At 70.2% G+C, this 26,316-nt stretch carries 24 protein-coding genes and 2 pseudogenes; 14 read left to right on the forward strand and 12 right to left on the reverse strand.

Annotated features, from left to right (window positions below):
* Positions 1-214, reverse strand: a pseudogene (locus MKK69_RS17075) (peroxiredoxin); the annotation flags it as partial.
* Between the two features lie 9 nt (positions 215-223).
* Here MKK69_RS17075 and MKK69_RS17080 point away from each other — a divergent pair.
* The 5 genes and pseudogenes from MKK69_RS17080 to MKK69_RS17100 form a co-directional block, all read left to right on the forward strand.
* Positions 224-1,822: pseudogene (locus tag MKK69_RS17080) on the forward strand (potassium transporter Kup); the annotation flags it as partial.
* A gap of 304 nt (positions 1,823-2,126) precedes the next feature.
* Positions 2,127-2,531 (forward strand): CsbD family protein, encoded by a 405-nt coding sequence (locus MKK69_RS17085; RefSeq protein ID WP_243969729.1) that lies wholly within the window; start codon positions 2,127-2,129, stop codon positions 2,529-2,531.
* Between the two features lie 154 nt (positions 2,532-2,685).
* A complete protein-coding gene (gene ahcY, locus MKK69_RS17090) occupies positions 2,686-4,086 on the forward strand; it encodes an adenosylhomocysteinase (protein WP_243969731.1) in 1,401 nt (466 codons plus the stop codon).
* Between the two features lie 350 nt (positions 4,087-4,436).
* Positions 4,437-6,986 (forward strand): sensor histidine kinase, encoded by a 2,550-nt coding sequence (locus MKK69_RS17095; RefSeq protein ID WP_243969733.1) that lies wholly within the window; start codon positions 4,437-4,439, stop codon positions 6,984-6,986.
* 80 nt (positions 6,987-7,066) lie between these two features.
* Positions 7,067-8,299 (forward strand): MFS transporter, encoded by a 1,233-nt coding sequence (locus tag MKK69_RS17100; protein ID WP_243969734.1) that lies wholly within the window; start codon positions 7,067-7,069, stop codon positions 8,297-8,299.
* Between the two features lie 328 nt (positions 8,300-8,627).
* Here MKK69_RS17100 and tolB read toward each other — a convergent pair whose 3' ends face one another.
* From tolB to tolQ, 4 genes are all read right to left on the reverse strand, one after another.
* Positions 8,628-9,965: a Tol-Pal system beta propeller repeat protein TolB gene (gene tolB, locus MKK69_RS17105; RefSeq protein ID WP_243969736.1), complete on the reverse strand. Its 1,338-nt coding sequence runs from the start codon at positions 9,963-9,965 to the stop codon at positions 8,628-8,630.
* A 65-nt stretch (positions 9,966-10,030) separates the two neighbouring features.
* On the reverse strand, positions 10,031-11,386 hold the full coding sequence (tolA, locus tag MKK69_RS17110; RefSeq protein WP_243969738.1) for a cell envelope integrity protein TolA: 1,356 nt from the start codon (positions 11,384-11,386) through the stop codon (positions 10,031-10,033).
* A gap of 9 nt (positions 11,387-11,395) precedes the next feature.
* Complete coding sequence (locus tag MKK69_RS17115) at positions 11,396-11,842, reverse strand: ExbD/TolR family protein (protein WP_243969739.1); 447 nt, start codon at positions 11,840-11,842, stop codon at positions 11,396-11,398.
* Between the two features lie 24 nt (positions 11,843-11,866).
* Positions 11,867-12,583, reverse strand: a complete 717-nt coding sequence (tolQ, locus tag MKK69_RS17120) for a protein TolQ (protein ID WP_043349106.1) — start codon at positions 12,581-12,583, stop codon at positions 11,867-11,869.
* Positions 12,584-12,906: 323 nt separating this feature from the next.
* On the opposite strand from tolQ, the gene MKK69_RS17125 reads away from it, so the two are divergent.
* Positions 12,907-13,695: an HpcH/HpaI aldolase family protein gene (locus tag MKK69_RS17125; protein ID WP_243969740.1), complete on the forward strand. Its 789-nt coding sequence runs from the start codon at positions 12,907-12,909 to the stop codon at positions 13,693-13,695.
* Between the two features lie 3 nt (positions 13,696-13,698).
* On the opposite strand, the gene ybgC is transcribed toward MKK69_RS17125, so the two are convergent.
* The 3 genes from ybgC to ruvB form a co-directional block, all read right to left on the reverse strand.
* Positions 13,699-14,151 carry a tol-pal system-associated acyl-CoA thioesterase gene (ybgC, locus tag MKK69_RS17130; RefSeq protein ID WP_243969741.1) on the reverse strand — a complete coding sequence of 151 codons (453 nt, stop codon included), beginning with the start codon at positions 14,149-14,151 and terminating at the stop codon, positions 13,699-13,701.
* A gap of 202 nt (positions 14,152-14,353) precedes the next feature.
* On the reverse strand, positions 14,354-15,079 hold the full coding sequence (locus MKK69_RS17135) for a DUF4142 domain-containing protein (RefSeq protein ID WP_243969743.1): 726 nt from the start codon (positions 15,077-15,079) through the stop codon (positions 14,354-14,356).
* A gap of 366 nt (positions 15,080-15,445) precedes the next feature.
* Positions 15,446-16,501, reverse strand: coding sequence for a Holliday junction branch migration DNA helicase RuvB (gene ruvB, locus MKK69_RS17140; protein WP_243969745.1), 1,056 nt, complete (start codon positions 16,499-16,501; stop codon positions 15,446-15,448).
* Positions 16,502-16,738: 237 nt separating this feature from the next.
* Here ruvB and MKK69_RS17145 point away from each other — a divergent pair, with 237 nt between their 5' ends.
* Positions 16,739-16,972: a hypothetical protein gene (locus tag MKK69_RS17145; protein WP_243969747.1), complete on the forward strand. Its 234-nt coding sequence runs from the start codon at positions 16,739-16,741 to the stop codon at positions 16,970-16,972.
* Positions 16,973-17,089: 117 nt separating this feature from the next.
* Complete coding sequence (locus MKK69_RS17150) at positions 17,090-17,455, forward strand: hypothetical protein (protein ID WP_243969749.1); 366 nt, start codon at positions 17,090-17,092, stop codon at positions 17,453-17,455.
* Here the strand turns inward: MKK69_RS17150 and MKK69_RS17155 are convergent.
* Positions 17,427-17,783: a hypothetical protein gene (locus MKK69_RS17155; RefSeq protein ID WP_243969751.1), complete on the reverse strand. Its 357-nt coding sequence runs from the start codon at positions 17,781-17,783 to the stop codon at positions 17,427-17,429. The genes MKK69_RS17150 and MKK69_RS17155 overlap by 29 nt on opposite strands.
* Before the next feature lie 73 nt (positions 17,784-17,856).
* Between MKK69_RS17155 and MKK69_RS17160 the strand changes: the two genes are divergently transcribed.
* Positions 17,857-18,753 carry a diguanylate cyclase gene (locus MKK69_RS17160; protein WP_243969753.1) on the forward strand — a complete coding sequence of 299 codons (897 nt, stop codon included), beginning with the start codon at positions 17,857-17,859 and terminating at the stop codon, positions 18,751-18,753.
* 212 nt (positions 18,754-18,965) lie between these two features.
* Positions 18,966-19,652 (forward strand): LuxR C-terminal-related transcriptional regulator, encoded by a 687-nt coding sequence (locus MKK69_RS17165; protein WP_243969756.1) that lies wholly within the window; start codon positions 18,966-18,968, stop codon positions 19,650-19,652.
* A gap of 36 nt (positions 19,653-19,688) precedes the next feature.
* Here MKK69_RS17165 and MKK69_RS17170 read toward each other — a convergent pair whose 3' ends face one another.
* Positions 19,689-20,909 (reverse strand): DNA topoisomerase IB, encoded by a 1,221-nt coding sequence (locus MKK69_RS17170; protein ID WP_243969758.1) that lies wholly within the window; start codon positions 20,907-20,909, stop codon positions 19,689-19,691.
* Between the two features lie 134 nt (positions 20,910-21,043).
* Between MKK69_RS17170 and MKK69_RS17175 the strand changes: the two genes are divergently transcribed.
* The 4 genes from MKK69_RS17175 (at position 21,044) to MKK69_RS17190 (ending at position 24,270) form a co-directional block, all read left to right on the forward strand.
* On the forward strand, positions 21,044-22,207 hold the full coding sequence (locus MKK69_RS17175; protein WP_243969760.1) for a glycosyltransferase family 4 protein: 1,164 nt from the start codon (positions 21,044-21,046) through the stop codon (positions 22,205-22,207).
* Between the two features lie 2 nt (positions 22,208-22,209).
* Positions 22,210-22,869, forward strand: a complete 660-nt coding sequence (locus MKK69_RS17180; protein WP_243969762.1) for a class I SAM-dependent methyltransferase — start codon at positions 22,210-22,212, stop codon at positions 22,867-22,869.
* Between the two features lie 151 nt (positions 22,870-23,020).
* Positions 23,021-23,584 carry an NAD(P)H-dependent oxidoreductase gene (locus MKK69_RS17185; protein ID WP_243969763.1) on the forward strand — a complete coding sequence of 188 codons (564 nt, stop codon included), beginning with the start codon at positions 23,021-23,023 and terminating at the stop codon, positions 23,582-23,584.
* A 68-nt stretch (positions 23,585-23,652) separates the two neighbouring features.
* A complete protein-coding gene (locus MKK69_RS17190; protein WP_243969765.1) occupies positions 23,653-24,270 on the forward strand; it encodes a cytochrome b in 618 nt (205 codons plus the stop codon).
* A 3-nt stretch (positions 24,271-24,273) separates the two neighbouring features.
* Here the strand turns inward: MKK69_RS17190 and MKK69_RS17195 are convergent, their stop codons facing one another.
* Together MKK69_RS17195 and MKK69_RS17200 are read right to left on the reverse strand one after the other, a co-directional pair.
* The gene (locus MKK69_RS17195; RefSeq protein WP_243969767.1) at positions 24,274-25,131 is read right to left on the reverse strand and encodes an AprI/Inh family metalloprotease inhibitor; all 858 of its coding nucleotides are present in this window, start codon (positions 25,129-25,131) and stop codon (positions 24,274-24,276) included.
* A complete protein-coding gene (locus MKK69_RS17200; RefSeq protein WP_243969770.1) occupies positions 25,128-26,099 on the reverse strand; it encodes a 2-hydroxyacid dehydrogenase in 972 nt (323 codons plus the stop codon). The genes MKK69_RS17195 and MKK69_RS17200 overlap by 4 nt, the downstream gene beginning before the upstream one ends.
* Positions 26,100-26,316 lie beyond the last annotated feature (217 nt).

Consider the following 26,316-nt stretch of genomic DNA (forward strand, 5'->3'; position numbering starts at 1 on the left):
CCCAGTCGGGCGTGAGACCCGGCTTCCCCGGCTCGCCGGTGCGCGGATAGGCGTAGGCCACGGTGCGGCCCGGCAGCCGCGCCAGCGAGACCGTGCGCCCGTCCGTGGCGGTGAGCGCAACGTCGGGCAAACGCATCCCGCGCAGGTGATCGGCCGCGCCGTCATCGACGGGCGCGGGGAGGTCGGTCGGCAGGGTGTGGTGCCTGGATGACATGGGGCGCTCCGGCCGGGGACGTGGAAGGCGCTGCTGCTGGTGGTCGGGCTCGTGGGCGCGGCGCTGCTCTATGGCGACGGGGCGATCACCCCGGCGATCTCGGTGCTGTCGGCGGTCGAGGGCCTGAAGGTCGATGCGCCCGCGCTCGGTCCCTACGTGGTGCCGATCACCCTGGTGATCCTGATCGGGCTGTTCCTGGTGCAGCACAAGGGCGTGGCCGCCATCGGCCGGGTGTTCGGGCCGGTCATGATGGTCTGGTTCGTGGTCCTGGCCCTGCTCGGCATCGACGGCATCCTAGGCCGGCCGGAGATCCTCGCGGCCGCCAACCCGTACCAGGCGTTGGACTTCATGCTGCATGCCGGGCTCGCCGTCAGCTTCGCGATGCTGGGCGCGGCCTTCCTGGCGGTCACCGGCGGCGAGGCGATGTATGCCGATCTCGGCCATTTCGGTGCCTTGCCGATCCGTGCCGCCTGGTTCGTGCTGGTCCTGCCCGCGCTGGTGCTCAACTATTTCGGCCAGGGCGCGCTGCTGCTCGCCGATCCCGATGCCCTCGAGAACCCATTCTTCCGCCTGTGCCCGGACTGGGCCCACCTGCCGCTCATTCTTCTCGCCACGATGGCGACGATCATCGCCTCGCAGGCGATCATTTCGGGGGTGTTCTCGCTGACCCAGCAATCGGTCCAGCTCGGGTTCCTCCCGGCGATGCGCATCGTACAGACGGCGCGCGACGAGCGCGGACAGATCTACGTGCCGATGGTGAACTGGCTGCTCGCAGTGGCTACCATCGTGGCGGTGGTGATGTTCGAATCGTCCGACGCCCTGGCCGGTGCCTACGGGATCGCGGTGTCGATGCTGATGGGCATCACCACGCTGCTCGCGGCGCTGATCGCGCTGCGTTGGGGCTACAATCCGATTCTCGTCTTCGCGGTGAACGGCTTCTTCCTGGTCATCGACGCCGTGTTTCTCGCCGCCAACAGCGTGAAGATCCTGGAGGGGGGCTGGTTTCCCCTGGTGCTGGCCGGTCTCGTCGCGCTGATGATGCTGACCTGGAAGAGGGGCAACGAGCTGGTCGAGGAGGCCCGCGTAGCCCTGCGGTTGCCGGAGGACGTCTTCCTGTCCGGTCTGCAGCACCGCCCGTTGCTGCGTCTGCCGGGGACGGCCGCGTTCCTGTCCGCGGCCGAGCATGGGATCCCGCTGCACCTCTCGCGATTTGTGGAGCGCAATCACGCGCTGATGGAGCGAATCCTGATCATCACGGCGCTCTACGAGGAGACGCCGACCGTCCCCACGGCGCAGCGCGCCCATGTCACGATCCTGGCGCCGGATTTCTACCGGGTGATCCTTCGCTACGGGTTCATGGAGGAGGCCTCGATCCCGGAGGGCCTCGCCTGCGCGGTGGAATCGCGGCACCTGCCGCCGCACGTCCTCGAAGACATGACCGTCTTCGTGGGGCACGAGACCATCATCCCGAAGAGCGACGACCGCGGGATGATGCCCTGGCGGGAGGGGCTGTTCGCTTTCATGCAGCGCAACGCCGAGCGCACCGGTGCCTTCTTCGGCGTGCCGACCCGGCAGGTGGTGGAGGTGGGCACCGAGATCGAGATCTGATCGGCGTCCCCGAGAAGAGGCGCGCTGCGCCCCAGTCATCGACGCGCTCCGGCGGGAGCATCGTCAGGCTTCGGAAGAGTACGGATACCGTTCGTGCCCACCGGATCGGGCCGACCGCCGCGCCGTATCCGCCACGCGACGGGCGACGACTGCTGAGGCGCCGGAATTTCCCCGGCAGGTCCGCAAGGAACGCACGAAACCTTGAGGCGCCGTTCCCCGATTTGCGGGGAACCGTTGCCGTCCCGCCTCGTTCCGCCCCGACCTAGGCGATGCGCCCATCGGCGCGCGCCGGATCGGAGGACAGATGAACAGAGATCATATCGAGGGCGGTGTCCGCCATCTCCGGGGCCGGGCCAAGACGGTGGCCGGAGCGGTGCGCGGCCGGGCCGGCGACCAGTTCGAGGGCGCCTACGATCAGGCTGCCGGCGCGGCTCAGTATGCCTACGGCGAGGCGCGCGACGCCGTGCGCGACCTGCGCGACGGGGGTGAGCACCTCGTCGAGGAGGGCCGGACCCGGTATCGTGAAGTCAGCCAGCGCGGCCGGGACCTGGCCGACGAGGCCATCGAGCGGGGCCAGCACTATCGCGACCGGGCCGTCCATCACGGCCGCCACCTCGCGGCACGCGCGGACGAGAACCGGGCCGCGACGCTCGCCCTCGTCGCCGCGGTCGCGTTCGGTCTCGGCTGGCTGGCTCGGCCCAATCGCTGAGGCACGCGGTCCCGCCAGGCGGCGGGGCGGCCGGATCGACGGCCGTCCCCCGCCCGGAACGCATAAAGACATGTTTATGTCTTGATTGCTTCGCGCCGCTCGAGGTGATAGAGGCTGGCTCCGAACCGAAACGCGAACACGGAGCTGCCGCGTCATGGCCAAGGATTACATCGTCAAGGACATCGAGCTGGCCGAGTACGGCCGCAAGGAGATCTCGATCGCCGAGACGGAGATGCCGGGCCTGATGGCGGTCCGCGAGGAGTACGGCGCTGCGCAGCCCCTGAAGGGCGCCAAGATCGCCGGCTCGCTCCACATGACGATCCAGACCGCGGTGCTGATCGAGACCCTGAAGGCGCTCGGCGCCGACATCCGCTGGGTCTCGTGCAACATCTACTCCACCCAGGACCACGCCGCCGCCGCCGTCGCGGCCGCGGGCATCCCGGTCTTCGCCGTGAAGGGCGAGACCCTCGAGGATTACTGGGACTACACTTCGCGCCTGTTCGACTGGCATGACGGCGGCATGCCGAACATGATCCTCGACGACGGCGGCGACGCCACCATGTTCGTCCATCTCGGCCTGCGCGCCGAGAACGGCGACACCGCCTTCCTCGACAAGCCAGAGAGCGAGGAGGAGGAAATCTTCTTCGCGCTGCTCAAGAAGAAGCTCGCCGAGAAGCCGAAGGGCTGGTTCGCCGGTCTCGCCGACAGCATTAAGGGCGTCTCCGAGGAGACCACCACGGGCGTCCATCGCCTCTACGTGCTGGCCAAGGAGGGCAAGCTGCTCTTCCCGGCGATCAACGTGAACGACTCGGTGACCAAGTCGAAGTTCGACAACCTCTACGGCTGCAAGGAGTCGCTGGTCGACGGCATCCGCCGCGGCACCGACGTGATGATGGCCGGCAAGGTCGCCATGGTCGCGGGCTTCGGCGATGTCGGCAAGGGCTCGGCCGCGTCCCTGCGGAACGCCGGCTGCCGCGTGCTCGTGTCGGAGATCGACCCGATCTGCGCGCTTCAGGCCGCTATGGAGGGCTACGAGGTCGTGACCATGGAGGATGCCGCCCCGCGGGCCGACATCTTCGTCACCGCCACGGGCAACAAGGATATCATCACGATTGAGCACATGCGGGCCATGAAGGACCGCGCAATCGTGTGCAATATCGGCCACTTCGACAACGAGATTCAGGTCGCCGGCCTGAAGAACCTCCGGTGGTCGAACATCAAGCCGCAGGTGGACGAGATCACCTTCGCGGACGGCCACCGCATCATCCTCCTCTCGGAGGGGCGCCTGGTGAACCTCGGCAACGCTACGGGTCACCCGTCCTTCGTGATGTCGGCCTCGTTCACCAACCAGACGTTGGCCCAGATCGAGCTCTGGACCAACCCGGGCAAGTACCAGAAGCAGGTCTACACCCTGCCCAAGACCCTCGACGAGAAGGTCGCGGCCCTGCATCTGGAGAAGATTGGCGTCAAGCTCTCGAAGCTGCGCCCGGACCAGGCGGCCTATATCGGCGTCTCGGAGTCCGGCCCGTTCAAGTCCGAGCACTACCGCTACTGACGCACTGGACCCGCGGCGCGACCGGGTTCCGGTCCGTCCGCCGGTTCGGATTTCGAGGACGGCCTGCGAGGCCCGGCGCACTGCGTCGGGCCTTGCTCGTTGTCAAGCCGTGTATGCGGGATCGAACTGTGTCTTCTGTGTGTCGTTAACGACTCATTATGCGCGACCGGCCCACAGCCACGCTTCGTTCCCCTTCCGGGTCGATTCCGACGCACGGTAGAGTGCAGACGAATCTTTGATCGATGGGGCCGCGCCGGTTCAGGGGAACCGCCGCGGGGACGGTGCGTCTTGCGCCGCGCGATGGCGCGCGCTGCTCGCATCGCCGTCGGTGGGCGGGGACAGGGCAAGCCATGGGTGTCGGTCGTGCGACCCGCGTTCGAATCTGCGTGGGTGTGCTCGCCCTGACCCTGGCGAGTGCGGCCCTGGCCGAACTCCCCGACGCGCCGGCGGCGCATGCGACCCGCGAGATCCACAGCGTGGCCGCCCTGGCGATCTTTGGCGGCCTCGTCGCCTTCGCGGTGATCCTCTCGCTGCTTCACCTGTTCGAGCGCGGCCGCTGGACCCGCCGCGAGCGCGAGCTGGCCGCGACCCTCGATGTCCTGCGCGGCGCCCATGACCGCGCCGAGATGCTGCTGAACGCCGAGCGCCAGATCATCGTCACCTGGGACCGGCGCAGCGAGCCGGTGGTGGAGGGCGACATCAGCCTCGCGATCCATGGGGAGCGACCGACCTCGGGCTATGCCCGCCGGGTGCTGGCCTTCGGCACCTGGCTCGTCGCCGCCGATGCCAATGCGGTCGAGGCCGCGGTGGAGACCCTGCGGGCGCGGGGCACGGGCTTCAGCCTGAGCCTCCGGACCCAGACGGGCCGGAGCATCGAGGCGCACGGGCAGGCGGTGGCCGGCCGGGCGCTCCTGCGCCTGCGTGAGACCAGCCAGGAGCGGAGCGAGATCGCCGACCTGCGCGCCACGCTGGAGGAGACGCGCCGTGGTCTCTCGGCGCTGTCCGGCCTGCTCGACGCGATCCCGCAGCCGGTCTGGCGGCGGACCCGCGAGGGGACGCTGAGCTGGGTCAACGCCGCCTACGTGACCGCCGTCGAGGCGGAGAGCCGCGAGGCCGCCCTCGATGCCGGCCTGGAGCTGTTCGACCGGTCGGCCCGGGAAACCATCGTCCGCGAGGAGGCCGCCCGGTCCGCCGGCCTGACCCGGGGGGTGCCGCGGCTCTCGGCGATCGTGGCCGGCGGCCGGCGCATGCTCGACGTATTCGAGACGAGCCTCGACAATGGCCGCGTCGGCATCGCCATCGACGTATCCGAGCTGGAGAGCGTCCGCGCCGACCTGCAGCGGCAGATGAACGCCAATGTCCGCACCCTCGACCAGCTGCCGACGGCGGTGGCGATGTTCGACGTCTCCCAGCGCCTGATCTTCCACAACGCCGCCTACCGCCAGCTCTGGGGCCTCGATCCGGCCTTCCTCGACGGGCGCCCGTCGGACGGCGAGATCCTCGATCACCTCCGCGCCGAGCGGAAGCTGGAGGAGCACGCCGATTTCCGTGGTTGGAAGCAGGGCGTGCTCGCCGCCTACCGGGCCGCGGAGGCGAACCAGACGTGGTGGTACCTCCCCGACGGCCGCACGCTCCGCGTCGTCGCCGATCCGAATCCTCAGGGCGGCCTCACCTACCTGTTCGACGACGTCTCGGACCACCTGAACGCGGAATCCCGCTACAACGCCCTCCGGCGCCTGCAGGCCGAGACGCTCGATACCCTCGCCGAGCCGGTCGCGGTATTCGGCGCGGACGGGCGGCTGACCCTGGCCAACCGCGCCTTCCACACCGTGTGGCAACTCGACCCCGCCATGGTGGAGGAGCGTCCCCACGTGGACGCCGTCATCGCGGCCTGCCGCGAGCACGCGCCCGCGGAGGAGCCGTGGCTCGACATCCGCGACGCGGTGGTCGGCCTCGAATCGCGCACCGCCCACGCGTGCCGCCTGCATGTGGTGGATGGAACGGTCCTCGACTGCGTCGCACAACCGCTGCCGGAGGGTGCGACACTCCTCACCCTCATTGACATCACCGCCAGCGTGAATGTCGAGCGGGCGCTGACGGAGAAGAACGACGCCCTGGAGAAGGCGGCGCAACTGCGCGACACCTTCGTCCACCACGTCTCCTACGAGCTGCGCTCGCCGCTCACGAACATCATCGGATTCACCCAGCTCCTGGGCGACGAGACGGTCGGAGCCCTCAACGAGCGGCAGCGCGAATACTCCGACCACATCATGCGGTCCTCGGCGGCGCTCCTCGTCATCATCAACGACATCCTCGACCTCGCCTCGATCGATGCCGGTTCTCTGGAGCTGCAGCGGGAGGAGGTCGACATCCAGGCCACCGTCGAGGCGGCGGTGCGCGGCATCGAGGACCGGCTCGCCGAATCGTCCATCACCCTCGTGCTCGACGTCCCGGAGGATATCGGCAGCGTGCATGCGGACGGGAAACGGGTCCGCCAAATCCTGTTCAACCTGCTCTCGAACGCCGTCGGCTTCTCGGATGCCGGCCAGCGCGTCGAGGTCCACGCCCGCCGGGACGCCCAGGAACTCCTTCTCAGCGTGCGCGATCATGGCCGCGGCATGCCGCCTGAGATCGCCGATTCGGTCTTCCACCGCTTCGAGAGCCACACCCTCGGCACGCGCCACCGGGGGGTCGGCCTCGGCCTGTCGATCGTGCGCTCCTTCGTGGAGCTCCACGGCGGCCGGGTTCATCTGGAGACGGCGCCGGGGGCCGGCACCTGCGTCACCTGCACGTTCCCCCTCGATCCGGCCAATCGATCCCAGCGCACGCCCCTGCCGGATGCCCGGCCGCCGGGACCTGCGGCCGCCCCGGTGCGCAAGCCCGGCGTAGCGCTGCACTGAGCGGCCCGAAACGGCCCGGCCTGGCCGTGGCGCGGGGCGGTGAGACTTGATTCTTCGGCGCACGCCGCGCAGCAGGAGGCATGTCCGCACCTGATCGCTCCGGCTGGGCCGTCTTCGGCATCGGCGATTTCCGTCTGTTCGGGGCGGCCCGCTTCCTGACGGGCCTCGCGTATCAGATGCAGGCGGTGGCGATCGGCTGGTTCGTCTACGACCTGACGCATTCCGCCCTGGCGCTGGGCCTCGTCGGTCTGGCGGGGTTCCTGCCCGCGGTGGTCTGCGCGTTGATCACCGGCCACGTGGCCGACGCCTACGACCGCCGCCTCGTCGCGGCGGCGGCCTTCGCCCTCCAGAGCACGGCGAGCTTCGGCCTCCTGGCTTACGCGTTGACGGGCCAGCACATCGTCTGGCCGATCTACGCCCTGGTGATCCTGGTCGGCACAGCCCGGGCCTTCGCCAACCCGGCCCTCCAGGCGCTTCTGCCGACCCTGGTGCCGGGATCGCAATTCAGCGCGGCCATCGCGTGGAACGCCTCGCTGTGGCAGAGCGCCTCCGTGATCGGGCCGGCCCTCGGCGGCTTCCTCTACGCGTTAGGGCCGGCCGTGGTGTTCGGCGGTGCCGGGGCGAGCTTCGCCCTGGCGAGCCTCCTCACGGCGTTGATCCGCTTCCGGCCAGCACCCTCGGGCGAGCGGCCGCCGATCACCTGGGCGGCGCTCTCGGCGGGCATCGGCTACATCCGCTCGCAGCCGGTTGTGCTCGGGGCGATCAGCCTCGACCTGTTCACCGTCCTGCTCGGCGGCGCCACGGCGCTGCTGCCGATCTATGCCGGGGAGATCCTGCATGTCGGCCCCCTCGGTCTCGGGGCGCTGCGCAGCATGCCGGCCTTCGGGGCCGTCGCCATGGCGATCACGCTGGCGAACCGGCCCCTCCGGCGGCATGCGGGCCTGCGCATGCTGCGGGCGGCCGCGGTGTTCGGCGCCGCCACGGTGGTGTTCGGGCTCTCGACCTCGCTGCCGCTGTCGATGGCCTGCCTGTTCGTCACCGGCGCCGCCGACATGATTTCAGTCTATGTCCGCCAGACCTTCGTGCAGGGCGAGACTCCCGACGCCATGCGCGGTCGAGTCTCGGCGGTAAACACCGTGTTCATCGGCGCCTCGAACGAACTCGGCGAGTTCGAGTCCGGCCTGCTCGCCGCCGCCATCGGGGCGGTCCCGGCGGTGGTCGCGGGCGGCGTCGCGACGGTGGGGATCGCACTGCTCTGGGGGCGGCTGTTCCCGGCCCTGCGGAACCGCGACCGGTTGATGGTGCGGGCGTGATTTGCGCGCCCTCCGGTTTATGCCGCGGCTCAGTTCACCGGACTCAAAGGGCCGATCGCGTGACGCTCCGTCGCGCGCTCGATGCGCCGCAGCCGCCCTCGGTTATCCATTTCCCGTCGCCGGATGCACGAGACATGGATAAAGCCAATGCAACCAACGGCTTGAGCCGAAATTTTTCTGTACGGACCGGCTCTCCGGAAGGTCTTCATGACCCGCAGCAGCCGCGAACAGGAATGAGGTCAGGCGAGATCCCTACAATTTCTGCGCCCCCGAGCCCGGACGCGGCACGAACGATGATCCGGAGCCCGAGTGGTGAGCCGGATCCCGTTCAGCGCCCCGCCAGCAGCGGCGACCAGGTCGGATCCGAGGCGTAGGCCGGTGTCGGGACCGGCTGCTCCACCCGGCCGGTGATGTCGACCATGAACAGCTTGCCGCCGCCCTGGCCGCCGGGATCGCGGAAGAACAGCACGTACTGGCCGTTCGGCGCGAAGGTCGGTCCCTCGTTGTGGAAGCCCTCGGTCAGCACCCGTTCGCCGCTGCCGTCGGGCTTCGACACGCAGATGGCGAAGCCGCCGTTGCGCTGTCGGGTATAGGCGATCAGATCACCCCGCGGCGACCAGGCCGGCTGCGACGCGGACCCCGCCCCGAAGGTGATCCGGTGGGGGTTCGAGCCGTCCGCTCCCATCACGTAGACCTGCTGCGAGCCGCCGCGATCCGACTCGAACGCGATCTGCGTGCCGTCCGGTGCGTAGGTCGGCGAGGTGTCGATCGCCATCCCGCTGGTGATCGAATGCTGGGCCTTCGAGGCGATGTCCATGGTCACGATGTCGGCGTTGCCGCCCTGCTGGACGCTCATCACCAGCCGGCGCCCGTCCGGCGAGAAGCGCGGGCTCGCGCTCATCGAATCGACGTTGCCCAGCGCCTGCCGCGCGCCCGTCTCCAGATTGATCACCTGCACCCGCGGCTGATGGCCAGTGGCCTGGGCCATGAAGGCGATGTCCTGCGTGGCGGGCGAGTAGCGCGGGGCGACGATCGACATCTCGCCGCTGGTGATCGCCCGGACGTTGGCGCCGTCCTGGTCCATGACCATCAGGCGCTTGCGGCGATTCTCCTTCGGGCCGGTCTCATCCACGAAGGCGATGCGGCTGTCGAACCAGGGACCGAGGCCGGTGATCTTGGTGTAGACCGCATCCGAGATCAGGTGGCCGGTGCGCCGGGCGTTGGCGGCGTCGGTGCCGTATTGCTGGCCGGTCATCTGCTGGCCGGAGGTCACGTCCCAGAGGCGGAACTCGACCTTCAGCCGGCCGCCGTCGCGGGCGACCCGGCCGGTGACGAGGCCCTGGACGCCGGTGGCCCGCCATTTCTCGAAGTTCGGGGCGGCGTCGAAATTCGGCTGCTCCGGGAACCGCGCATGGTCGAGGGGGGTGAAGTACCCCGAGCGGCGCAGGTTGTTGGTCACCACGCCGGAGACGAGGCCGCCGAGGCTCGGGTCACCGCCGAAATCCGCCACGGCGATCGGCATCGGCTGGAAGTTGCCGCCGCCGATGCGCAGCTGCAGCTGCGCTTGGGCCGGCCCGACCGCGAAGGCCGTCAGCAGGGCCAGGACCGCGACGACGCGCGCGGCGAAGGACGTCGGGAGGCGCCCGGCGGAGGAGATGTGCGGCATGATGGGTCGGATCCGATTGACGATCAGACGGGGTTCGGTTGGGGGCAGGGGAGGGCTGGAGGGCCTCAGGTCGCCGTGAACTCGAACTCCGCGTTGATGGCCTTCCAGTCGTTGTAATACGGCGCGTAGGTGGCCGGTATGTTGTAGGGCGCGCAGCGGCGGACCGCCCGGAGCGCGGCTTGGGCGATCGACTGGTCCACCGCGCTGGCGCCGCCGCGCATGATCCGCGGCTCGGTGCTGAGTGAGCCGTTCGGGTTCAGGCGGATATCGAGCACCGGCAGGACCACGCCCTGCGTCGCCCCGGGGGGCGCCGCGTAGCAGCGCTCGATCTGCTGCTGGAGCAGGCCGACCAGGGCATCCCGCAGCGACGGCGACAGGCGCTGGGCGTTGCCGGTCGCAGCACCCAGCGCCGCCACCTTCTGCACGGCCTGGCCCGTGGCACCGGTCGATTGCGAGGGCACCTTCGAGGCGAGCATCGAGCGGATGTCGCCCGCGTTGAACTTGTTGGCGAGTTCGGCCTGCTTGCGCGCCTTGGCTTCCCCGTCGGCCTTGGCCTTCGCGTCCGCCATCGCCTTGGCCTTCGCCTTGGCGGCGGCCTCAGCCTTGGCGGCGGCTTCGGCCTTGGCGGCGTCCGCCTTGGCCTTCGCGGCAGCTTCCGCCTTCTCGGCGTCGGCCTCGGCCTTCGCCTCGGCGAGTTCCTTCTGGCGCTCGGCTTCCGCCTCGGCCTTGGCTTTGGCCTCGGCCACCTTCTTGGCCGCCTCGGCCTTGGCGGCGGCATCCGCCTTCGCCTTCGCGGCCGCGGCCTTCTGGGCGGCCGCCTCGGCCTCGGCCTCCTGCTTCTCGATCAGCTTCTCCAGCTGCTCGCGCTTCTCGGCCTCGGCCTTCGTGGCGGCCTCCGCCTTGGCCTTCGCCTCGGCCTTTGCTTCTGCCTTGGCGGCCTGCGCGGCCGCTTTCTCGGCGGCCGCTTTCTCCGCAGCCTTTTCGGCGGCCTTCTCGGCGGCTTTGGCGGCGGCCTTCTCGGCGTCGCGTTTCTCCTGCGCCGCCCTTGCGGCCTTGGCCGTCTCCTCCGGATCCGGCTCCCCGCGCAGCGGCATCTCCTCCGCGTTGGCGAGCTTCATCTCGGCGGTGCGGGTCGGCGCGGTCGGCGCGTCGGTCTTGGCGTTCTCGGGCTCCCGGTCCTCGACCTTCTCGGCCTTGCGGTCCGCCCGCGACGTGGCGTTCGGCATCGGCTTGTCGGCCTGCCGCTCGCCCTTGGTGATCTCGGAGAGCTGGTTCTCGGTGATCACCTCGACGGGCACGCCCTCCTGGGCCTCCGGCAGGGCCGGGGCCGCCACGCTGAACAGCGCCAGCGCGAGCAGCGCCACGTGGGTGCCGGCGGAGATCCAGACACCCGGTTCCTTGCGATCGAAGCGGAACTCCACGGGTCGGCCCTACTGATGCTCGGGCTCGGTGACGAGGGCGACCTTCTTGAAGCCGCCTCCGGTCACGATCGCCATCACCTGTGCCACGCGGCCGTAATCGACCCGCTTGTCGCCGCGCACGAACACGCGCTCCTCGGTGCCGGTCTTGGCGGCTTCGGTGAGCTTGGGCACGATCGTGTCGTCGGTGAGCTCGTCCTCGCCGAGGAAGACCTGGCCGGTCTGGCGGATGGACAGGGTGATCGGCTTCACGTCAGAATTGAGCGGCGAGGCCTTGGATTGCGGCAGGTCCAGGGGGACGCCCACCGTCATCATCGGCGCCGCAACCATGAAGATGATCAGGAGCACCAGCACGACGTCGATGAACGGCGTCATGTTGATCTCGTTGATGGGACCGCCGCGGCGGCTCCGACGCCGACGGCGCTTGCCGCCCTGCGATGCACCCGCTGCCATGCCCATGAATTGCTCCTCTCTGGATCGTGCTCAGGCGGCGAGCGGAAGGCGCTCGTCGATCTGGCGGGAGAGGATGGCGGAGAACTCGTCGGCGAAGCCTTCGAGCCGCGACTGCGCCTTGGTGACCTCGGCCTGGAGCTTGTTGTAGGCGAGCACCGCCGGGATCGCGGCGAACAGGCCGATGGCGGTGGCGAACAGGGCCTCCGCGATGCCGGGGGCGACGACCGCGAGCGACGTGTTCTTCGAGGCCGCGATCGAGGTGAACGCGGTCATGATGCCCCAGACCGTGCCGAACAGGCCGATATAGGGGCCGGCCGAGCCGATCGAGGCGAGGAACAGCAGGCGGGATTCCAGCCGCTCGACCTCGCGATGGATGGTGACGTCGAGCTGCTTCTCGATGCGCTGCGACAGGGACTGGATCTGGCGGCCCGAGCCCTCGAAGCTCCGCTTCCACTCCCGCATGGCGGCGACGAACACGGCCGCGAGGCCGGTCGCCGGACGGTCGTTGAACGAGCGGAACAGCTCCTCCAGGGAGCGGCCGGACCAGAACGCGTCCTCGAACGCGTCCATCTCGGCCTTCGTCCGGCGGAACAGCAGCGTCTTGTCGACGATGATCGACCAGCACCAGATCGAGGCGCTGAGCAGCCCGATCATCACGATCTTCACGACGAAGTGGGCCTGGAGGAACAGACCGAGCAGCGTCATGTCGGCGACAGGCGCGGCCTGCATCGCGTCGGCTGGGTTCATCCGTCGAGGTCTCCTGCTCCGGGCCGCACTGCGCCGGCTGAAGCCCGCGTCCGCCGGATCCGTGAGCGATATCAATGCTATCGCTGGCGAATCTGTCGAAAGTATGGGCCGTCGACGACGCCCGCATCCCGCCGGCGCGGCAACCCCGTTAAGGGCGTGGCAGGGTTAAGGATCGGTTTCGATCCCGGCGATCCTAAAAGGGGGCGCCGGGCGAGGGCGGGTGCTGCAGGCTGGACCTTAGGAAACCGGGGCCGCTATGCTCCCGGAATACGGCGCCGAGTCGCGATCGCCACGCGGCCGGACGAGAGACGTACAGGAAGCGCATGACCCTTCCCGTTCCGAGCCTTCAGGAGCTTCTGCCGACCGGCCCGGCCCGGTTCCTCGGCTGGTCCTGCATCGCCGACCCGGCCATCGCGGGGGCCCTGGCGCGGGCGGGGTTCGATGCCGTGCTGCTGGACCAGCAACACGGCGGCTACGACTACAAATCGAGCTGCGCGGCGATCACCGAGGTGGCCCTGGCAGGCAAGGCCGCCCTGGTGCGGGTCGCGGTCGGCGATGTCGCCATGGTGTCGCGGATGCTGGATGCGGGCGCGGCCGGCATCGTTGCGCCGATGATCAACACGGTGGAGCAGGCGAAGGCGCTCGCCGCCGCCGCCAAGTTCCCGCCGGTCGGACAGCGCAGCTGGGGCCCGGACCGGGCGATCCTGCTGTCCGGTCTCCGGGACGGGGCCGCGTATCTCGCGGTCGGCAACAGCCGGGCGCTGACCATCGCGATGTGCGAGACGGCGGAGTCGATCGCCGCGCTCGACGCGATCCTGGCGGTGCCGGGCATCGACGGCGTCCTGGTCGGGCCGGCCGACCTGTCGATCGCCCTGTCCAACGGCGCGGCCATCGACCCGCTCGGCGCGGCGGTCACGGCCGCGCTCGGGGAGATCGTGCGCAAGACCCTGGCGGCGGGCAAGCTGCCCTGCGCCTTCGCGCCGTCGGCGGCCCGGGCGCGGGAAATGGTGGCGATGGGCTTCCAGCTGGTGTCGATCGAGTACGACGCCCTGACCATCGCGGATGCGTTCGCCCGGCTGTTGCACCAGGCCGACCCGTCGCGGGCAGGCTGAGGCTCAACCGGCCGATGTCTGGGATAGCCGTCGCCGCAGGACATCCGGCAGGCGGACGGCGCGGCCGTCGCGGACGCAGGCGACCGTCACCTCGGCGGCGACCAAGAGCGCATCGCCCCGGCGGACTTCCTGAATGAGCAGCATAGAGGCGCCGCGCAGGGCCGTCGTGCGCGTCAGGATCGTCAGCAGATCGTCCATCCGGGCGGCGCGGACGAAGTCGAGGCTCATCCGCCGCACGACGAAGACCAGACCCTGCGCCTCGCGGTACAGATCGGACTGATCGCCGGCGAGGTCGCGGAGCAGTTCCGTGCGTCCGCGCTCCAGGAAGCGCAGATAGTTTGCGTGATAGACGAAACCCGAGAAATCGGTGTCCTCGTAGTAGACGCGCACGCTCAGGCGATGCGGCGGGCGACCATTGTCCTCTGGGTCATCGGCGTTGGGCGGAATGGCGCTCATGCCGGTCCCTTAGCGCATCGGTCTCGGTGCCGGAACCGCGGTCCATGCCCAGCGGACCGGAGGTGCCGCGGTTCCTCCGCGGCGCGACGCGTGTTCCCTCTGCCGGACCAAAGCACCGATTTCAGCACGAAGAGGCGTCCAGATGCGACGAAGGCCGCCCTCGGGCGGCCTTCGCAGACTTAGTCCAAGCCTGGAAGGGCTATCAGCCACCGATGCGGGCGGCGAGGCTGGCCGAGTGGGCGTGCTCGTCGGCGATGTAGGGCAGCGCCTCGGTGGCGAAGCGGCGGCCCTGCGCGTTATCACCGGCCTTGGCGTAGGAATCGTACAGCGCCAGGGTCCGGGCGTCGGAGCGGGCCTGCTGATCGATGTAGGTGCGATCGAAGGCGCGGCCGTTCGGGGCCGACTGCAACTGCGTCAGACGCGCCTGGCCACGCTCGCCGAGGGCCACGCGCCGACCCGGCTCGCCGGGGCTGTTATCCACGATCCCGACGGCGCCGAGGGCCCCGCCGATGATGCTGGTGCCCAGGTTGGCCGCCACGGTCACGGGGGCGAGCACGAGGCCGACCGGGTTGCTTAGGTCAGTCTGGATGCCCTGGTTGTCCGAGACGACCGTGCCGTTGCGCGACAGGGAGGTGTTCGGCGGCAGCAGCGCGTCGGTGGTCGCCTTGCGCTCGACCAGGACCCGGTTCGCGTAGTTCCGGACGTTCGGGTTGCGCGACCGCTGGAGGGCGATCCGGCTCGCCTCGATGCTGGCGGCGTCCGATCGCAGGGCCTCGGCGCGGAAGGCCGGGGTCTCGGTGCCGGCTGCGCCGACGCTGTCCTGGTTGGCGAAGGGCAGCACACGGATCGGAAGCGCGTCCTGCGCGAAAGCCGGAGCGGAGAACGCAGCGGCGGAGAAGCCGAGGACGGCGAGCGTGATCTTTTTCATGGCGGAAGTTGATCCCTGACGTTGTTTTTGAAGGCTCGGAGATCTGTCGCAATCCGAAGGGCAGAGCCCAGGCACGGACAGTCTCGCCGGCGCCACGCAGAGTTGGCGCGGTTGCCTCCACAACTGGCACGTGTTCGCGCCGTTCCATGACGTGCACGAGATTTTCTGTCGGACGTCGACCCGACAACTTGGCTCAAGCTTGGCCGCAGCGTTCGCACAGCTCGCGAAAACTTTTGTAATGGCAACAGCTTGTGGATGTCGCGCCCGAGCATCGGACCGCGGCTTCGAGCGCCGTTTCTGTTCTCTCAGTATGAGCGAGACGAATTGCAGGCTTGAGTTTCCTGCATAGGACTGCCGGAAGTGGTGTCAGTCCCCGTCATCGCTGAACAGCATGGGCTGGCCGCGTGGATCACGCTTCGGCTCCGCGAAACCCATGTGGCGGTAGGCATGCCGGGTGAGCACGCGTCCCCGGGGGGTGCGCTGCACGAAGCCGTGTTGGATCAGATAGGGCTCGATGATGTCTTCGATGGCGTCGCGCGGCTCGGACAGGGCCGCCCCGATCGTCTCGATACCCACCGGACCGCCCCCGAACGAGCCCGCGATCAGCTTCAGGTACTTGCGGTCCATGACGTCCAGCCCCGCCTCGTCGATGTCGAGGAGCTTGAGCGCCCGGTCGGCGATCGCCCGCGTCACCGTCTCGGCCTCGGCCACCACCGCGAAGTCGCGCACCCGCCGCAGCAGACGCCCGGCGATCCGCGGCGTGCCCCGTGCCCGCCGGGCGATCTCGTTGGCCCCCTCCGCCGACATGCCCACGCCCAGAACCCGCGCCCCGCGGGCGACGATCTGCTCGAGCTCGTCGATCTCGTAGAATTCCAGGCGGATCGGAATCCCGAACCGGTCGCGCAGCGGCGTGGTCAGCAGGCCCGCCCGGGTGGTGGCACCCACGAGCGTGAACTTCGGCAGCTCGATCTTCACCGAGCGCGCCGCCGGCCCTTCGCCGATGATCAGGTCGAGCTGGTAATCCTCCATCGCCGGATAGAGGATTTCTTCGACCGCCGGATTGAGCCGATGGATCTCGTCGATGAACAGCACGTCGCGCTCATCGAGATTGGTCAGCTGCGCGGCGAGGTCCCCGGCCTTGGCGATCACGGGACCCGACGTCGAGCGGAAATTGACGCCGAGCTCCCGCGCCACGATCTGGGCGAGGGTCGTCTTGCCGAGCCCGGGGGGGCCGACGAACAGGACGTGGTCGAGGGCCTGGCCGGTCTTGCGCGCGGCTTCGATGAAGATCTGCATGTTCGCCCGGGCCGCGCGCTGGCCGATGAACTCGGACAGGCTCAGCGGACGGATCGTCTGATCGACGTCCTCAGAGCGCTTTTCCGGCGTCAGGAGCGCGTTGGTCGGGGCTTTCGGCTTGCTCATGGATCCTTGCTTCGTGGACCGGACCCCGCCGTCCCGGGGCCGGAACGCGGTGCGGGCCCCTGGGCGGCCGCCGCGTCGGGGCTCGCCCTCCTTAACGGCGATTGCCGGGAAGTCTAAGCGCCGCCGACGATGGTGCGGCGTTGCACGCCGTCCACCGCTTGCGATGCAACCGAAGCCGCGACCCGCGCATTCCTGCAGCACCGATCCAAGCACGGCCGCAGGGCGCTTCCCCCCACCATGATGATCCGAAATCTCGCATGCGGCGCGGCCGGCGTTGCGCTCCTGTTCGCGGCCGCCACGGCACAGGCCGCGGGCGTCCCGGACGCCACGAAGGTCGCCGATGCCAGCCCGCAGGTCCATTCCGCCACCAGCGCGGACCGGGACGACGAGGCGAGCTGCAGCCGGTCGCGCCGTCGGCTTTGGATCGAGGGCGAGGGCTGGGTGGTTCGGCGGATCACGACCTGCCGCTGAGGCGCGTTACGCATCAGCACTCTCCGCGGCTGGCCGTTCGGAACGGGGTCACGTCGGGTCGGTTTCCCAGCCTCCAGCGCGATACGCTCGCGCCGAACACGCATTGGAACCGGCCCCATGGCGATCCGGACAATTCTTCCGCTTCTTGCCCTCGCGCTCGCGGCGCCAGCGTCGGCGCAGGGGTTCGGTGGCGCCGTTCCCTACGGTTCCGGCTACACGGACGGCTTCGGCGGGCCATTCCTGCGCGGCGACTATATCGGTGCCCCGCTAACACCGGTGCCGAGCCCGACACAGATCGTGCCGGCGCCCTGGAGTTACGGCACCTACGGGGTCCCCACGGTCTCGGGTATTGCACCGGCCCCCGCGGCGCAGCCGGCGCTCCTGGTCATCCAGGGAGTCGGGCCGAAGGGCCGCCGCCGCGCCGTCGCGGAAGACCGGACCGCCGGTGCGCAGGTTATCGCGGTTCAGGTTCCTCGGCGGTGAGAGTGGCATACCACGCCGCATAGGGCGTGTTGCGGGCGAGGTGGCGGTTGAGATCGGGGGCGCCGTCGGTCCACCAGACCGGTCCGCGCTCGCCCAATCCGGTCTTGGCCGCGTCCACGGAGGCGCGCGCCGCCCTCAGTGCGTCCGCGGCGCCGGCCTCGCCGTCGCGCTCGGCCTGCTTGGCGGCCCGCACGGCGCGCCGGGCCGCCATCAGGTCTGAGACCAGAGCCGCCCGACGCTCCGGCGACAGGTTGGGATCGGCGCTGCGCCAAAGACGTCCACGAACAACGATATACCGCCGATCCGGTGTTGGTATTGCCACGCTCATTGCGGCTTCATGCTCGTTGTAGGTGGGTTAAGTCTTACGGATTAGACCGCGGATATCGGGTCCAGGTCACGCCATGCAGATCGCCATCGTCGATTCGAGTCGCGTCGTTCTCCAGATCATCGCCTCCCTGCTCGAACCGCGGGGCCACGCGGTTCACGCCTTCACGGATTCGACCGAGGCGCTGGATTTCGTGAAGACGACACCTGCGATCCGTGTCCTGATCACCAGCCTCGAGGTTCGGCCGCTCTCCGGGCTCGAACTGTGCTGGGCCGCGCGCCTGCTCGCGGAGGAGCGCGGGCCGCTGCACGTGATCACGATGTCGTCGGCACGCAACGTCCGCAGTCTGGCCGAAGCCCTCGACAGCGGCGCCGACGACTTCATCGAGAAGCCGCCGAGCGCCGAAGAACTCTATGCGCGGCTGCGCGCGGCCGAGCGCCTGACCACCATGCAGGCGGAGCTGATCCGTCTCGCCGAGACGGATCCCCTGACCGGGGCCTTGAACAGGCGTGCCTTCTTCAACCGGGCCCGCCTGGCGGCCAACCGCGCCGGCGAGCCCGGCGGCGTCTCGGCGATCCTCGCCGACATCGACCATTTCAAGCGCATCAACGACGCGCACGGGCACGATGTCGGGGACGCGGCGATCACGGCCGTGGCCGACCTGATCGCCCGGGAGGGGATCGGCGGCCGGCTCGGCGGCGAGGAATTCGCCCTCATTTTGCCCGAGGGCCGCCTGTCGGAGGCGGCCTCCTGCGCCGAGCGCCTGCGCGCGCGCGTAGCGGCGCTGCGGATCCCCGCGGGCGAGGATACTGTCCAGCTGACCTGCAGCTTCGGCGTCAGTACCTGGATCGAGGACGACAGTGTCGAGGGCCTGATCAAGCGCGCGGATGTCGCCCTCTATGCCGCCAAGACTGGCGGACGTAACCGCGTCGTACAGTCTTCGGGAGCCACCGCTCCGGTTGTCGCGCATTGATCCGGACGCGCTGCCCCGATTCGACACGCCGACATTAAGCATGCCGGATCGGCGTCCCGGATCGGGACACCGATCCGGCCAATATCTCCGAAATGGCAGGAAAACGGCCAATATAAAGCTTAATATTCGCGAATTGTCACTGGAACAGTTCTTGGAACTTCGCCTTCGATCCCGGTCGTCTGTATCGAGCCGGGAGAGCGAGGTGCGAGGTTATGAGTACCGCCGTTGGCGTCTTGATTCTGGATGAACCGCAGGACCTGAGCGCGACTGTTCGCGCAACTCTGGAACACATGCCGGAATTCCACACGATCGGCGAGGCTCATCTGGAGATGGCCGATGCCGGCCCCGCGGTCGCGCTCGTCTTCCTCGACGAGATCCGGCTCGCGGACGGGATCGCCCGCCTCGTCGACCTGAAGGAGCGGCAGCCGCACCTGCGCACGCTGGTGGTCTTCGGCGCGCTGACCGCCGACGATCTCCGCGCCCTGCTTGCTGCGGGGGCCGACGCCTTCGTGGCGCGCTCCAAGGCGCCCCGCGACCTCGCGGCTGCGCTGCTCGCCCTGGCGGAGGGCTCGGATTGCCTCGTGCCGCCGGAGCAGCCCCTGGCGGAGGCGACCGAGCCGGTCGACAGCCTCGGCCTGACGCCCCGGGAGGCGGAGGTGCTGCGCTTCCTCAGCTCGGGCTTCAGCAACAAGGAGGTCGCACGGCGTCTGGCGCTCAGCGTGCGCACGGTCGAGACCCACCGGCTGAACCTCCGCCGGAAGACGCAGACCGGCCGCCTGAAGGACCTCGTGTCGCTCGCCCGCCAGCTCGGCCTGGCGCCGGTGGTGGACAACACCGATCAAGTCCGGCGGTCCACCGACCGGCGCTCGTCGGGCAACGACAGCCAGTCCCGGCATTGACCGGGACCGGGCACCTGCGCGGGACCGGTGGCCGTCTCAGGCGGCACCGACCCGCGTATCGGCACCGGCCCGCGACGGACGCTCGTCCCTTGCGCCCGACGCGGCCTTGCTCCGCGGTTTCCCGGCACGCGGACCCGTCCTGGCGTTCGGCTTGACCCGTTTGCCATGCCGCGCGGCGTCCGCGTTCACGGCGAGCCGCGCCTGGAGCAGCGCCAGCACGGCGGTCTCCTCGGATCTGAGGCTGGACAGGTCCTCGCTCAGCTCCGACTCGACGGCGTCCTTCAGGTGCAGGAGCAGCCCGCCTTCCAGATAGCAATCGAGGATCTGGGGATGGATGTAGCACTTGCGGCAGACCGTCGGCGTGTTGCCCAGGCGCCCCGCGACGCTCTCGATCGCCGTTCGGATGTTGCGCTTGGCGCCGGCATCGCTGTCGAAGCTCTCGAACGCGCGCAGGGCCAGGGCGGCCAGCACGGTCCCGGCCCAGGTCCGGAAATCCTTGGCGGTGAACTCCTGCCCGGTGATCTCACGCAGATACGCGTTGACGTCCGACGAGGTGACGTCGCGCTGCGCGCCGTCGGCGTCGAGATACTGGAACAGCTCCTGCCCGGGCAGGTCCTGGCAGGCCTTGACGATCCGGGCGACGCGGCGGTCCTTGAGGGACACGTCCCAGGTCTTGCCGCTCTTGCCCTTGAACCGGAACGACACGGCCGAGCCCGCGATGCGGACATGCGGATCGCGCAGGGTGGTGAGCCCGTAGCTCTTGTTGGTCCGCGCGTAATCGTCGTTGCCGACGCGGATCAGCGTGGTCTCGAGCAGCTGGACCACCGTGGCCAGCACCTTGTCCCGCGGCAGGCCCGGCCGCTTCATGTCGGCGTCGACCCGCTGGCGGATGGCCGGCAGGGCGTCGGCGAAGGCCATGATCCGGGAGAACTTGTCGGCCTCCCGTGCCTGACGGAAATCCGGGTGGTAGCGGTACTGCTTGCGTCCCTTCGCGTCCCGGCCGGTCGCCTGGATGTGGCCGTTCCGGCGGGGGCAGATCCAGACATCCGTGTAGGCCGGGGGGATCGCGAGGGATCGGATACGGGCCAGGATCGTGCGGTCGCGCACGGGGACGCCCTTCGCGTCGAGGTAGCGGAAGCCGGTGCCGCTGCGCCGGCGCGTCAGCCCCGGGCGGCCGTCATCGACGTAGACGAGCCCAGCCTCCTCCGCCGCAGCGCGCAGGGGTCCGCCGCCCTCGACCGTCTCGACACCCGCCATCGCCCGTCCCCCGCATACGCCGCCGGACGGCCCGCCCGGCGAGAAGGTCACCATCAACCGGCGGCGCCCGACCGCCGTTCCGCGTCTGCGCATCCGTCGCAGGCCGATCCGCCGCGGCGTGCTAGAGGGCAGCGATGATGCCCGACGCCGCCCTCGACCACGCCCCCGTCCCGATGCGCCGCCTCGTCTTCGTGGTGACCGAGGACTGGTTCTTCGCCTCGCACTTCCTGCCGATGGCGCGGGCCGCCATCGCTATGGGGCTGGCGGTGACCGTGGTGACGCGGGTGCGGGCCCACCGCGCCGCCATCGAGGCCACCGGCGCGCGGGTTGTACCCCTGGAGGCCGAGCGGGCGAGCCTCAACCCCATGGCGGCCGGCTACGCGGCCGGGCAGCTCGCCGCGATCCTCAAGGCGCTCTCCGCCGACATCGTCCATTGCATCGCGCTGCGCGGGATCCTGATCGGCGGCACGGCGGCCGCGATGGCGGGCATCCCGGCCCGGGTCTACGCGCTGACCGGCCTCGGCCTCGTCGGGGCCCGGACCGACCGGCTCGGGCGCGCGTCGCGGCTCGCCCTGCGGACGTTGATCCGCGGCCCCCTGGCTTCCCGCCAGACCCGCTTTCTGTTCGAGAACCCGGACGATGCCCGGGCCCTCGGCCTCGATCCGCTGGAGCAGACGGTCACCGTGATCGGGGGCGCCGGGGTGGATCCCGACGCCTATTGCCCGCAGCCGCTGCCGGCCATGCCGCCGCTGACGGTGGCGATCGTCTCGCGCATGCTGTGGTCGAAGGGGATCGACGTCGCCGTGGAGGCGGTCCGTCTCGCCCGGGGGCAGGGCGCATCGGTGGACCTCGCCCTGTACGGCGCGCCGGATCCGTCGAACCGGCGCGCCATCCCCGAGGCGACGCTGCGGGCGTGGAGCCGCGACGGCGTCGCCTGGCACGGCCCCACCGAGGACGTGGCCGGCATCTGGGCCGGCCATCACGTCGCCTGCCTGCCGTCGCGGGGCGGGGAGGGGCTGCCGCGGACGCTCCTGGAGGCCGCTGCCTGCGGCCGGGCGCTGGTCGCCTCGGACGTTCCGGGCTGCCGCAGCCTCGTGCGCGACGGCGTCGAGGGCCTGCTCGTCCCGCCGGACGATGCGCCGGCCCTGGCGCAGGTCCTGGTGCGGTTGAGCCGTGATCCCGGGCTCGTCGCCGCCCTCGGCGCGGCGGCGCGGGCGCGGATCGAGGCCGGGGGTTTCACCGAGGCCGCGGTGACCGACAGCGTCCGCGCCCTCTGGCGCGACCTGCTGGAGGCCTGACCATGCGCCCGCCCGACGATCCCGCCGGCTTCATCCGCGCCAACACCCGCCTCCTACCGGTCCCCTACGCCCCTGAGATCCGGCTCCACGTCGCCGACGAGGCGACGGCTCTGTGGCAGAAGACCGAGGACGAATTGAACGCGATCGGATTGCCGCCGCCGTTCTGGGCCTTCGCCTGGGCGGGCGGTCAGGCGCTGTCCCGCTACATCCTCGACAACCCGGTCCTCGTGGACGGCACGATGGCCGTGGACTTCGCATCGGGCTCGGGCCTGGTGGCGATCGCGGCGGCCCGCGCCGGCGCGCGGCGCGTGCTTGCCAGCGACCTCGATCCGTTCGCCATGGCGGCAATCCGCCTGAACGCTGCCGCCAACGACGTCGCGGGACGGGTCGAGCCCATCTCCGACGATCTCCTGGGCACCGTGCCCGAGGCCGATCTCGTCCTGGCGGCGGATGTCTTCTACGAACGCGACCTCGCCGCCGCGGTGACCGACTGGCTCTTCGGGCTTCACGCCCGCGGCGTCACGGTGCTCATCGGCGATCCGGGCCGCACCTATCTGCCGCGCACGCGGCTCACCTGTCTGGCCTCCTACGAAGTCCCGGTCTCCCGCGACCTCGAGGATGCCGAGATCAAGCGCAGTCACGTCTGGCGGTTGGAGACATGAGAATCCATACGGATCGCGGGGCGGACGCAGGATGCGCGGCACGGATGACGGTTCTTCCGGAGCCGAAATGCGCTAGCCTCGACCGAGCCCGCCGCGCGCGTCTGGGCGCCTTGCGGCGGAAGGTTTCCCGGTGAAGATCGAGTCGAGCAGCATGCCGAGCCGTCCCCGCGTCGTCGCCTTCTCGGGGAGCGCCAAGCGGCCCTCGCGCACCCGCATTCTGGTCGAGGCGCTCGGGGCCGAACTCGGACGTCTGCGGCCGATCGATCTCGCGGTCTACGACCTTCTCGATGCCGGACCGGGCCTCGGCGCGACGCAGCGCCACGATTTGTCCGCACCGGCGGAGCGGCTGATCGCGGCGATCGAGGGGGCGGACGCCCTGATCGTCGGGACGCCCGTCTACCAGGGCGGCTATGCCGGGCTGTTCAAGCACGTGTTCGACTTCGTCGATCCGGCCCGCATGGCCGGCAAGCCGGTGGTGCTCACCGCCACGGGCGGCGGCCTGCGCCACGCGCTGGTGGTCGAGCACAGCCTGCGGCCGCTGTTCGGCTTCTTCGCGGCGCATGTGGCACCGACCTCGGTCTATGCGGGCTCGGACGACCTGGTCGACGGCCGGATCCTGGACAGGACCGTCGCGGCGCGGCTCGAAGCCGCCGCGGCGGAACTCGCGTCCCTGATCGACCTCGCGCGCCCGCCCGGTTCCGGCCCGACCAACTGACGGGTCACTCCCCGGAAACGCTGCCGACCCTAAGTGCTCGAACGGACGACGCTCACCCGCGAGGGATCATGTCAGGTTCTCCGATCACGACCGGGAAGGCCGCCCCCGTGGCGCTGCCCGCCACCTACGTCACGGCATCCGGGTTGCCACGCTACAATCCGCTGGCCCAGGCCCTGCACTGGCTGACCGCGGCCCTGGTCCTGGCGGTCCTGCCGCTCGCCTGGGTGGCCGCAAGCCTCCCGCCCGCACCCGCCAAGGGCAACTTCTTCGTCCTGCACAAGTCGGTGGGCCTGACCATCCTGGCGATCGTCGTCGTGCGGATCGTCTGGCGGATGATCCGGCCCGCGCCGGCGGATCCCCAGGCGCCCCGACTCCTGACCCTGATCGGGCGCATCAACCACTACCTGATGTACGCGATCTTCCTGATCATGCCGATCAGCGGCTACCTGCTGAGCGCCCTGTCGGGGCGCGACACGCCGTATTTCTGGCTGTTCACGATCCCCGGGCTGCCGAAGGACGACGCGGCCCAGAAGATCGCCGACTCGATCCACCTCGTCGGGCAGTGGTTCGTCTACGCGCTGGTCCTGCTGCACATCGCCGGCACCGTCTGGCACCTCGTGATCCGCCGGGACGGCCTGCTGGAGCGGATGCTGCCGGTCCAGGACGGCCGGCGGTCGAGCCGGTAACGATCACTCCACGCGGCGCAGGACGAAGGTCGTGCCGACCTCCGGATCGCGCCGCCAGCGTCCGTCGCCGCTCGGTACGAGGTCGATGCTGTGGCCGCGCTTGGCGGTGAGGGTCATCCGGCCGTCGGCGTAGCGCCAGCGGACCGGATCGAACACCTCCAGGCCGCCATCGTGGCAGCCGGGCACCAGGCGCACGCCGCCGCCGACGCCGTCGAGGGTGATCCGGCAGGTGTCGTGCTCCTGGAACCGGTCGAGGGCGTAGGTCCCCGGGGCCGGGCCGGCCGGGGCGGTCGAGGCCGGCTGCAGCGCGGCCGGCAGGGGCGGCGCCGCCTGGAGCGGTGTCGGGGTGGACGGGTCCGGCGGGACCGGTTCGGCCTCGGCGCCGGCCAGACCGCCGGGGCGCATCGCCACGATATCGAGGGGGACGAGGCTGTACTGCTCGCCGCTCTCCATCTTGGCGACCAAGCTGCGCTGGTCCGGGCGCCGGGCGAATTCGAGGACCGGACGGACGTTGCGGTCGACGAGGCGCACGGCCCCTTCGACGAACAGCCAGCCGGCGATCCCGTTCATCACCGGCAGCGCCCGCCGGCATCCGGCCGGGAAGCGCAGGCGCCGGCCGGCCTCGCCGCTGTCGAGCACGAGCGTCAACACGCAGCGGCGGTTGGTGCCGTCCCGGGACAGATCCCAGGTCCCGGGGGCTTCGCCGAGCTTCTCGGGCAGGCTGGTCGGCGCCGCGGCCGGTGCCGGCGTCTCCGCGACCGGGGGGCTCGGTTCGGGCAGGGCCGCGGGCGCGTCCTGAGCCGCCACTGGCCACGGGAGCAGGGCCAGGGCGGCCAGCAGGGCGGCCGGTGCGGGCTTCACGCGTTCGGGCTCCAGGGTGTCTCGGCGACGGGCGTCAGCGGTCCCCGCCCCTCGAACCACGAGACGACGTTGTCGACGACGAGCTGGGCCATCGCGGCACGGGTGTGCTCAGAGGCCGAGCCGACATGCGGCAGCAGCACCGTGTTGTCGAGGGCGGCGAGGTCGCCCGGGACGTGGGGCTCGTTCTCGAACACGTCGAGCCCGGCGCCCAGGATGGTCCCAGCCTTGAGCGCGGCGATCAGCGCCGCCTCGTCCACGAGGCTGCCGCGGGCGACGTTGACCAGGATCCCTTCGGGGCCGAGGGCCTCCAGCACCGCCGCATCCACCAGCCCGCGGGTGTCGGCGCCCCCCGGCGCGACCACGATCAGGATATGGACCGCATGCGCCATGCCGATCAGGCTGTCGTGATAGGTGTAGGGAACGTCCGCCTGCGGGCGGCGGCCGTGATAGTCGATGGCGACGCCGAAGCTTTCCAGGCGCCGGGCGATGGCCCGCCCGATCCGCCCAAGCCCGAGGATGCCGACGCGGCGCCCGCGCAGGGAGGCGGAGAGGGGGAATGGGGCCTTCGGCCAATGGCCGGCGCGGAGGTACCGGTCGGCCTGCGGGATTCGGCGGAGGGTGGCGATCACGAGGCCGATCGCGAGGTCTGCGACCTCGTCGGTGAGCACGTCCGGCGTGTTGGTGACGACGACGCCGCGCCGGTGCGCCGCCGCGGCGTCGACCGCGTCGTAGCCGACCCCGAAATTGGCGATGAGCTCCAGTTTCGGCAGCCGGTCGATCAGGGCGGCGTCGACCGCCGCGGCGCCGCCGACGCACAGGGCGCGGATCCGCGGGCCGGTCTCGGCGAGCAATGCCTCGGCATCCGCGGCGCCGGCGAGCCGATGGACGCCGTACCGACCTTCGAAGGCCGCTTCGACGAGCGGATGCATTTTCCGCAGGAACAGGATCTCGGACGGCGCGTCAGGCATCGCTCACTCCCTCGTTCGGCCGTCCAGCGGCGCGGCCGGTTCCTCAATCCCGCATAGGGCCAGTGCGGGGTGGGACGCCAGCGGGCGCCCCCGCCGTCGATGACATCCGCGCCCCGGCGCCGGGCGGTCATTCGACCGGGGCGCAACTCGCCCCTTCCGAAATGCCCGCGCGATGCCTAGTAAGAACGACGCATCATCGCGAGAGCTCTGTACCGCC

It is taken from the genome of Methylobacterium sp. J-026 (assembly GCF_022829585.1).
In the GTDB taxonomy this organism is placed as follows: Bacteria; Pseudomonadota; Alphaproteobacteria; order Rhizobiales; family Beijerinckiaceae; genus Methylobacterium.